The sequence below is a fragment of the Dehalococcoidia bacterium genome, from assembly GCA_035528575.1.
Classification (GTDB): Bacteria; Chloroflexota; Dehalococcoidia; order E44-bin15; family E44-bin15; genus DATKYK01.
In genome coordinates, this window is record DATKYK010000001.1 from 1 (window position 1) to 8,871 (window position 8,871).

Genomic DNA, 8,871 nt, shown 5'->3' on the forward strand with positions numbered 1-8,871 from the left:
GACCGGGACCCAGGTTCTTGAGGAGCTGAATGTAAAAAAAATTGAGTTTGAGAAAGATGACGCTGTTTTAAAACGCCTTGCTGATGAGCGAAAGATCGAAGTGGCTGAAGAAGGTGGCCTTTCAGTAGCCATCGACATAGAGATAACGCCCGAGCTTGCCGATGAGGGTATGGCGCGGGAGCTGGTGCACCGCCTCCAGACGATGCGCAAGCAGGCCGGCTTCGACATCGCCGACTATATTTACACCTACTACCAGGGCGGTGAAAGTTTAAAGCGTGTAATCGAAAAACACGCTGACTATATAAAGCAGGAGACCCTCTCACGCGAGATCACCGCAGGGGTTCCTGGGGATGCCTACCAGGAGAGCCACAAGATCGCCGGTGAGGATGTGGTGCTGGGGGTGAAGCGGCAGGACTAGCTGCGGGGCCTTTCCACCAGCTTGGCTGAGGTGGTAGTCTCCCTGGTGCCGCGGAAATAGGTGATCTCGATAGTGTCGCCGATCTCGTGGGCGCGTATGGCCAGCACAACGTCATCGGCGGTGGTCACCCCTTCGCCATTAATGCGGGTGATTACGTCGTAAGCTTGCAACCCCGCCTGCACCGCCGGGGTTCCGGGTACTACCAGGTAAACCATGCCCCCCTCATCGGTGGCCAGGTTGTAGCTGCTGGCGATGGCCGGGGTTACGGTGACCAGCGATACACCGAGGTAGGGTCGCGAGACATAGCCCCTATCGATAAGCTCATCGACCACGGGGCGTGCGGTTTCGGCGCTCACGGCGAATCCGACGCCGGCAACATCGATAGCGGTTATCTTGGCGGTATTGATGCCCACCACCTCACCCTTCAGGTTGATGAGCGGGCCCCCGCTGTTGCCCGGGTTGATGGCGGCATCGGTCTGGATGACGTCGTAGAGAGACCAGCCACTTTCCACTTCGATAGTGCGCCCCAGGGCACTTATCACCCCCACGGTAACCGTGGGCCCACCCTTAAGTGCCAGGGCGTTGCCTATTGCGACTACCCATTCGCCAACCTCTACCTCGCTTGATTTACTGAATTCGACTGTCGGCAGGCTGTCACCCTCGATCTTTATCACCGCCAGGTCGGTGAGGGGGTCTGTGCCTGTAAGCGTGGCATCGAAGGCTCTCCCATCGGTGAGGGTAACCGTTATGCTTTCGGCCCCTTCCACAACGTGGTTATTGGTAACTATATAACCTTGCTCATCTATTATAACCCCCGAGCCGGCTTGCTCCGTAGGCACCGGCTGCAGGAAGATATTGTAGCTAACCGTTCCCACAATAACCGATACCACCGCCGGCTTTACTGCCTCCACTACTTCAGTGATGGATGGCAGCGAGAAAGACTCGGTGGTATTTGACGCCGTGGTAGGGGAGGGCGATGGCAGTGGCGTGGAGTAGTTCTCCTGGGGGGAGGCGCAGCCTGCTACCGCTACCATCACAAGCACAGCTACCAGAAAAGCTTTAACCCTACCCAAGGGTATACCTTCTAACCCTACTTTATAGTAGGCCCTGCTAACAGCTAATTTGAACCCCATCCTTTACGGAAAAAGCCTGCGTCTTTACCCGGGGACCTGTGGTAGGTGGGTCAGTGCCTCCTTTACCTGCTCCTCAGGATACTCATAGTCCACGAGCTTGCCCGATAGGTAAGCATCATAGGCTGCCATGTCGAAATGCCCGTGCCCGCTGTGAGCTATCAGGATGGTCTTTGCTATGCCTTCCTCCCTGCAGCGAAGGGCTTCATCGATGGCTACCTTGATATTGTGGCATGGCTCGGGAGCGCTGATAATGCCCTCTGTCCGGGCGAACTTTATCCCTGCCTCAAAGGTAGCGACCTGATGCTCAGCCCTGGCCTCGACGAAGCCTAGCTTATAGAGGTGGCATATTATGGGTGCCATCCCGTGGTAGCGGAGTCCTCCAGCGTGAATCGGGGAGGGGATAAAGGTGTGCCCCAGGGTGTACATCTTGAGAATAGGGGCAAGCCCGGCCACATCGCCGAAGTCATAGGCGTAAGGCCCCTTGGTCAGGCTGGGGGCGGCCGTAGGTTCGACACAGATAACGCGCAGGTCTGGTTTTGCTCCGCTGATTTTGTCCCGGACCCAGGGCAGGAATTGCCCGGCAAAGTTAGATCCGCCACCGATGTTGCCTACAATGATGTCGGGGTAGGCATCCGCCATCTCCATTTGTTTCCTGGTCTCCTCCCCGATGATGGTCTGGTGTAGCAGTACATGGTTAACCACGCTGCCTATGGAATACTTGGTATCATCACGGCTGAAGGCGTCCTCCAGGGCTTCGCTGATGGCGATACCCAGGCTTCCTGGCGAATTGGGGTCTTCCTTGAGGATGCCGCGTCCTATCTCCGTTTCCTCACTGGGGCTGGCCACACATTTGGCTCCCCAGGTCTCCATTAGAATACGGCGGTAGGGCTTCTGGTTATAGCTAATCTTAACCATGTAGACCTTGATCTCAACACCAAACATTGCGCCAGCCATGCTCAGGGCACTTCCCCATTGCCCGGCACCGGTCTCGGTGGTTATGCGCTTGACACCCTCTTTCCTGTTATAGTAACACTGGGCAACAGCCGTATTCGGCTTGTGACTCCCAGCCTGGCTTGTTCCTTCATATTTGTAGAAGATTTTTGCCGGTGTGTCCAAGGCCTTCTCCAGCCGATACGCCCGGTGCAGTACTGTTGGTCTCCAGGTGTGGTAAATAGCTTGCACTTCCTCCGGGATTTCAATCCAGCGCTCTTTGCTGAACTCCTGCTCATTTAGTGCCTCAGCGAAGAGGGGTGGTGGAAGGCGCGTAGGCTCCTTGGTACCAGGATGCAGCAATGGTGGCAGTGGCTCTGGCAAATCGGCTTGGATATTGTACCAATGGGTTGGCATATCCTTCTGATCAAGCACGTACATTGTTCTCTCCATCTTTCCCTCCCTTTTTAAATTATCTAAATGTGACAGATTGAAATCGTATTTGCTTTCTCACCCCCTTTTCCAGCATCACGCATTAAAAAAACCCTCCCTTCAAAGGGACGGGTTTAATCCGCGGTGCCACCCTTCTTGCCCTCTCCTACTCTGGAGGAAGGAGAGAGACCATCTCATTTTAAAGCACGGAGATAATTTGCTCCGCTCACCTCCATGCCCTGGGCTCTGGTAACGGTGCCCTTCCGTCAAAGCCTACTCCCCTTACCGGACAGGGTTTCGGTTTGAAGCTCCCAAGCCCATTCACCCTCCGCGCCAGCATCGGCTCACACCTAACCCGACTCTCTGTGCCTCGCCGGAGGGCTACTAGTCTTGTTCCCAGCCTTTTCGATCTTTATGGAAACTCGAAAGTACAGCTTTTACCGTAGGCTATAGATGCCTCTGGCTTATCGCCATACCAGATTTACAAGAATATACCACCGCTACTAATTTGTCAACCCCACGAATACAACTCTCGCTGCGTTATGTTTATAGCTAGGAGGGCATGGAGGGCTTCTTACTAATCCTGGGTATAAGAGTAACTCGGCATGAGCTGCCAATCGCTTAGCGGCCAGTAAATGAGCCACGTCTTACCGATGATGTTTTCGCCGGGCAGCATGCCCCAAACATGAGAATCGGTGCTGTGGTTTCGGTTATCGCCGAGGACGAAGTATTCGTCCTCGAGCAGCACTAGGGGGCCATAGGTATAGGTAGGCTCCTCGTTGATATAGGGCTCGTCAAGTGGGAATGTATCGCCGTTGACATCGGTTATATAAACCTGGCCATCCTTTACCTCCACCTCCTCCCCGGGTAAAGCGATCACCCGTTTTATGAGCGTGCGGTCCGGGTCCTGAGGGGAGTCAAATATAATAACATCGCCACGCTGGGGGTCACCGAACCAGTAAGATGCCTTAATCACCATTACGCGTTCATCGGTGTGAAGGCTGGGCTGCATGCTCTGACCCTCTACTATGCGGCTCTCCAGTGTGGCCTGAACGCCAAGGAAGATAATCACTGCTACCAGAAGCGTGGCTATAATTTCTCGAATGCTGGGCCTCATCGTTTTCATTATAACCCATCCATCTGGTATCTTCCACCCACCTCAGCTTGGACGGAGACCGCAGGTCTGGTAGAATGTGCTCCTATGGAAGAGGACGAGATTGTCAAGCGTGCCAGAGAGGGCGACGTCGACAGCTTTAACCGTCTGGTGGAGATATATCAAAGGAGAGTGTACAACCTCTCGCTGAGGATGCTGGGCAACGCACCGGCGGCTGAGGACGCCACTCAGGATGCCTTTCTCTCCGCTTTTCGGGGCATTAGCAGGTTCAGGGGCGGCAGCTTCAGGGCATGGCTTTTTCGTATCGCCACCAACGCCTGCTGGGACCAGCTTCGCGCAATTAGCCGTCGCCCTACCACTCCCATAGACGACATGCCTATGGAGCTCGAGTCCGACCAGCCTTCCCCGGAGGATTTTGCCGTGCGCCGCGAAATAGGCGAGAAGATCAAGAAAGCCCTGGCTGCTCTCCCGCCAGACCAGCGTCTGGCGGTCATCCTCCGCGATATCGAGGGGCTAGATTACCAGGAGATAGCCCGGGTCACCGGTAGCTCATTGGGAACGGTGAAGTCCAGGATCAACCGGGGGAGGGGAAGGCTTCGCCATTATCTAGAGCGATACAGGGAACTTTTCCCGTAGCAAGCCCGTCTTTACTATAGAGATGTACAGGCGAAAAAGTGAGTGCCAGATAGTACAGGGGCGGCTTTCACCCTATATCGACGAGCAGCTCAACCCTGCGGATAAGGAAAGGATAGAGAGCCACCTCGAGGGATGCCAGGCATGCCTCGGGGAGCTTGAGTCGCTCAGGGCGATGGTGAAGCTACTTCACCGGGTAGCCATGGTTACGCCGCCTCGCTCCTTCGCCGTTGCTGAGGCAGCGCCGAAACCGCAGCCCGCTTCCGCCCGTTCTTTCAGGGCGTTTCGTGCGGCGACTGCTGTAGCCGCGCTGCTCTTGGTGTTTACCTTCGCCGGTGACGCCGCTCACCTATTTGAGGCGGGACCTGTTGAGGAGAGAACTGCCCAACAAGTTACTCCTGCGGCCAACGACGACACGGGAGAAGGAGTGTTGTCTTCAGAAGGTGAAGGGTATGCTGATGGTGAAGTGTACACTTGGCCGGTATTCGAGCTAGAGCTGGCCCTGTCGGGGGTGGTCGTTGTATTGGGCGGAGCAACGGCGGTTCTGTGGCAAAAGAAGAGGAGAGGCATTGAAAAAGGCTGAAACGGGATTGGAATTAAAAAAGGAGGTGTAAAATGAGAAAGGGTTTGTTACTAGGCTTAGTCATCGGGGTTATCCTAGTTGGGGCGGTTAGCGTTGTTGCCTTGGCAGGCAGTGATCCCGCAGCCCCGGCGACGGCATACAGTTCGGGGGGCGGCTCTGAGCAGTCCGCGATCTGGGTTAGCGGCACAGGGGAGGTAACTGTGCTTCCCGATGTCGCCGTACTCAGCCTGGGTGTGGAGTTGGAGGAGGCGACTGTGCAGGAGGCAATGGATGAAGCTGCTGTGGCGATGGATCGGGTGATTTCAACGCTACTCGCCAAAGGGATCGCCGAGAAGGACATCCAGACCCAGTGGTTTAACATATATCCGGTAAGGAAGTGGACGGAATGGGATGACACCATTATCGGCTACGAGGTGACCAATACGGTGACCGTCAAAATCAGGGATATTGATGCTACCGGTCGCATTATCGATGCGGTAGCTAAGGCCGGAGGGGACCTCATCCGAATCCACGGAGTGAGCTTCACCGTGGATGACCCGTCGCCGTATTATGTTGAGGCACGTGCCGAGGCGGTAGCCGATGCTACAGCAAAGGCAAAGCAACTGGCCGATCTTAGCGGCGTCCAGCTTGGGAAGCCATTCTACATCTCGGAGGGGGGAGGCTATACCCCTACCCCTATCTACAGGGATTATGCGATGATGTCATTTGAAGAAAGCAGTGTCCCGACCACTTCCATCAGCCCCGGCGAGACAGAGATAATCCTCACGGTGCAGATGGCTTTTACCATCCAGTGAGCATGTCACAGGCTAGCGCCTTTGGGGGCTCCGATATGTCGGGGCCCCTTTTTATGCCATGCCATCTCATGAGGACTAGTGGAGTAGAAGACATCCACGCAATATTGTAGGTTCATCCGCGTTTCCTCGTATCGAGATCTTTAGCTTCGGTCGAAATGATCCAAACACAATAGAATGCAATAATGATTAAGATTGTCTCCAATGTACTGGAGGAGTATGATATGTTGCACTTTTAATAGGGTGGGTGATAGAATTGAGGCAAAGGTGATTTGGATATGGTGCTGAGCGACCGAACAATTAAAGAGGAGATCGCGCGGGGGAGGCTTATCATCGAGCCTCTGGAACCTGCTTGCATCCAGCCAGCGAGCGTCGATATCCGCCTCGATAGAAAGCTGCTGGTTTTCCGTAATTGGCGTTATCCCTTCTATATCGATGTGAAGCAAAACCTTGATGGTTTGACCGAAATTGCTGAGATTGAGGACGGAAAACCCTTCTTTTTACCGCCCGGGGAGTTCGTTCTAGCGAGCACCCTCGAGGATATCACCCTACCAGACGATATCGTTGGCCGGCTTGAGGGGAAGAGCTCACTGGGGCGGATCGGGTTGCTTATTCATTCCACCGCCGGCTATGTAGACCCCGGCTGGCGGGGGCATCTGACGCTGGAGCTGTCCAATGTGGCAAAGCTTCCCATTACCCTTTATTATGGCATGAAGATCGGGCAGATATCATTTTTACGCCTTACTACGGCAGCGGAGCGTCTCTACGGGGATGAGAGCCTGGGGAGTAAGTACCAGGGTCAGACCGATCCCACCGCCAGCAGGTTCTATCAGGACTTCGAGAGGAAGAGTCATTGAGCACTAATTCCATCCGGTGTGCACGCGCGGGATAGAATCGGGATATATATAAAAGGGTCGAATTTCATTATTATATAAACGCCCGACTGTCACCAAGCTACTTCTTTTCTATTTATGGATAAACCGAAAAAATGGATTACATGGAGCGTGCTCTCTCTCTGGCCCGGCTGGCTTTGGGAAGCTCAAGCCCCAATCCCGCAGTGGGGGCGGTGATCGCCAGGGATGGCGTGGTTATAGGCGAGGGCTATACCCAGCCCCCGGGCTCTCCCCATGCTGAGGTGGTGGCGCTTAAGCAGGCGGGTGAGCGGAGCCGTGGCGCCACGATGTATGTAACACTGGAGCCCTGCTGCCACTTCGGGCGCACCCCGCCCTGCAGCGGGGCGATTATCGAGGGGGGCATCTCCGAGGTGCATATCGCCACCCTGGACCCCAACCCGCTGGTTTCCGGCCGGGGGAAGGCGGCGCTGGATGCCGCAGGGATAAAAACTAGCCTCGGCGAGCATGAGAAGGAGGCCCGGGAGCTAAATGAGGCGTATATTAAGTTCATCGCCACCGGCCTGCCATTTGTCACAGTGAAGTTCGCCATGAGCCTCGATGGCAAGATAGCCACCAGGACGGGCGATTCCAGGTGGATCAGCGGCGAGGAGTCCAGGGAGTATGTTCACCGGTTGCGCCGTGCTGTGGATGCTATCATGGTGGGGGTGAATACCATCCTTGCCGATGACCCCATGCTCACCGCAAGGGACAGGCTGGAGCATGGGGGAGAAATAAAAAATCCGATCAGGGTCATTGTGGATAGCAAGGGGCGCACCCCGCCCACAGCGCAAGCATTCAAGCAGCCAGGGAAAATAATTGTAGCCACGACTCCGTTAGCTCCGTCCGCGCGCACAAAAAAGCTCAAAGAGGCGGGGGCCGAGGTGCTGGAGCTTCCGTCTTTTTCGCCCGATGAGGGGCTGGTCGACCTCGGGGAGCTGCTTAAGGAGCTGGGCAGGAGGGAGATCACCAGTGTTGTGGTGGAGGGCGGGGGCACCCTGCTGGGCTCCCTCTTCGAGGGTGGCATGGTGGATAAGGTCATTGCCTTCATCGCCCCGGTGATTATAGGGGGAGCAGAGGCGAGATTGGCCGTCGGCGGCAAGGGCGCAGAAAGAATCGCCCAGGCGATCAAGCTGAGCAACGTGAAGATAGAACGCATTGGCGGCGATGTGATGATATGTGGGGATATTGGCGAGTAAAAGGATGTTCACTGGAATCATTGAAGAGGTAGGCAAGGTTAGGGCGGCCCGCCCCGACAAGCTTACCATCGCTGCCCAAAAGGTGCTTGAGGATACCAGGCCGGGCGATAGCATGGCGGTGAACGGGGTGTGTCTCACCGTTACGGCGCTCTCGCCCGATTCCTTCGCCGTTGAGGTGATGCCGGAGACGCTGCGGCGCACCAACCTGGGGGCGCTTCGCTCTGGCGATGGGGTGAACCTGGAGCGCCCCCTGGCGGTGGGCGGACGCTTCGGCGGGCACTTCGTCCAGGGGCATGTCGATGGCGTGGGCCGGGTGCGCTCGGTGATGCTGCAGGGGGAGGCACTCCTCTTGAAATTTGAAGCGCTTCCGGAGATAATGAGGTATGTGGTTGAGAAGGGCTTCATCGCGGTGGATGGGGTGAGCCTGACTGTGGTAAAATGTAACTCTACCTCGTTCGGTGTCTCACTGGTAAGATATACGCTGGAGAACACCACCCTCGGTGTGCGGAGGCCCGGGGATACGGTTAATCTGGAGGTGGATATCATCGCCAAGTATGTAGAGCGACTGAGGGAGGGAGGCACGGGGATAACGAAGGAGTTCCTGGCCGAGCACGGCTTTTTGGCGTGATAAAACAGGCAGCAGTTGTTTAGTATAATAATAAAAGGCAGCGTGCAGATTTTGCTGAGGGTTTAAAAAGGAGAAGGGAAATGGGGTTGGCAAAAATCCTGGAGGCGATCGAGGACATAA

The 8,871-nt window shown here is 55.7% G+C and carries 10 protein-coding genes and 1 other annotated feature; of the genes, 7 read left to right on the plus strand and 3 right to left on the minus strand.

Annotated elements, in window-relative coordinates; genetic code table 11:
* The coding region (locus VMX96_00005) for a DUF5915 domain-containing protein (protein ID HUU62298.1) at window positions 1-418 on the plus strand (418 nt) is incomplete at its 5' end.
* On the opposite strand, the gene VMX96_00010 is transcribed toward VMX96_00005, so the two are convergent.
* From VMX96_00010 to lepB, 3 genes are all read right to left on the minus strand, one after another.
* Complete coding sequence (locus VMX96_00010; protein HUU62299.1) at window positions 415-1,491, minus strand: trypsin-like peptidase domain-containing protein; 1,077 nt, start codon at window positions 1,489-1,491, stop codon at window positions 415-417. The genes VMX96_00005 and VMX96_00010 overlap by 4 nt on opposite strands.
* An 84-nt stretch (window positions 1,492-1,575) precedes the next feature.
* Window positions 1,576-2,934 (minus strand): TrpB-like pyridoxal phosphate-dependent enzyme, encoded by a 1,359-nt coding sequence (locus VMX96_00015; GenBank protein ID HUU62300.1) that lies wholly within the window; start codon window positions 2,932-2,934, stop codon window positions 1,576-1,578.
* Window positions 2,935-3,034: 100 nt separating this feature from the next.
* Window positions 3,035-3,320: a binding site (T-box leader), on the minus strand.
* Window positions 3,321-3,490: 170 nt separating this feature from the next.
* Window positions 3,491-4,039, minus strand: coding sequence for a signal peptidase I (gene lepB / locus VMX96_00020; protein ID HUU62301.1), 549 nt, complete (start codon window positions 4,037-4,039; stop codon window positions 3,491-3,493).
* Window positions 4,040-4,114: 75 nt separating this feature from the next.
* On the opposite strand from lepB, the gene VMX96_00025 reads away from it, so the two are divergent.
* The 6 genes from VMX96_00025 to VMX96_00050 all read left to right on the plus strand — a co-directional run bounded on the left by VMX96_00025 (window position 4,115) and on the right by VMX96_00050 (window position 8,751).
* Window positions 4,115-4,663, plus strand: coding sequence for a sigma-70 family RNA polymerase sigma factor (locus tag VMX96_00025; GenBank protein HUU62302.1), 549 nt, complete (start codon window positions 4,115-4,117; stop codon window positions 4,661-4,663).
* 22 nt (window positions 4,664-4,685) lie between these two features.
* Window positions 4,686-5,243 carry a zf-HC2 domain-containing protein gene (locus tag VMX96_00030; GenBank protein ID HUU62303.1) on the plus strand — a complete coding sequence of 186 codons (558 nt, stop codon included), beginning with the start codon at window positions 4,686-4,688 and terminating at the stop codon, window positions 5,241-5,243.
* A gap of 32 nt (window positions 5,244-5,275) precedes the next feature.
* On the plus strand, window positions 5,276-6,037 hold the full coding sequence (locus VMX96_00035) for an SIMPL domain-containing protein (protein ID HUU62304.1): 762 nt from the start codon (window positions 5,276-5,278) through the stop codon (window positions 6,035-6,037).
* A 275-nt stretch (window positions 6,038-6,312) separates the two neighbouring features.
* Window positions 6,313-6,891, plus strand: coding sequence for a dCTP deaminase (gene dcd / locus VMX96_00040; protein HUU62305.1), 579 nt, complete (start codon window positions 6,313-6,315; stop codon window positions 6,889-6,891).
* Between the two features lie 131 nt (window positions 6,892-7,022).
* Window positions 7,023-8,123 carry a bifunctional diaminohydroxyphosphoribosylaminopyrimidine deaminase/5-amino-6-(5-phosphoribosylamino)uracil reductase RibD gene (gene ribD, locus VMX96_00045; GenBank protein HUU62306.1) on the plus strand — a complete coding sequence of 367 codons (1,101 nt, stop codon included), beginning with the start codon at window positions 7,023-7,025 and terminating at the stop codon, window positions 8,121-8,123.
* Entirely contained in the window at window positions 8,113-8,751 is a 639-nt protein-coding gene (locus VMX96_00050; GenBank protein HUU62307.1) for a riboflavin synthase, read from the plus strand. The genes ribD and VMX96_00050 overlap by 11 nt, the downstream gene beginning before the upstream one ends.
* Window positions 8,752-8,871: the final 120 nt, after the last annotated feature.

Excerpts from the sequence above, each read along its gene's own strand:
- VMX96_00015 (HUU62300.1), bottom strand. The coding sequence starts at position 2,934 with ATGGAGAGAACAATGTACGTGCTTGATCAGAAGGATATGCCAACCCAT.
- lepB (HUU62301.1), bottom strand. The coding sequence starts at position 4,039 with ATGAAAACGATGAGGCCCAGCATTCGAGAAATTATAGCCACGCTTCTG.
- VMX96_00025 (HUU62302.1), top strand. The coding sequence starts at position 4,115 with ATGGAAGAGGACGAGATTGTCAAGCGTGCCAGAGAGGGCGACGTCGAC.
- VMX96_00030 (HUU62303.1), top strand. The coding sequence starts at position 4,686 with ATGTACAGGCGAAAAAGTGAGTGCCAGATAGTACAGGGGCGGCTTTCA.
- VMX96_00035 (HUU62304.1), top strand. The coding sequence starts at position 5,276 with ATGAGAAAGGGTTTGTTACTAGGCTTAGTCATCGGGGTTATCCTAGTT.
- dcd (HUU62305.1), top strand. The coding sequence starts at position 6,313 with ATGGTGCTGAGCGACCGAACAATTAAAGAGGAGATCGCGCGGGGGAGG.
- ribD (HUU62306.1), top strand. The coding sequence starts at position 7,023 with ATGGATTACATGGAGCGTGCTCTCTCTCTGGCCCGGCTGGCTTTGGGA.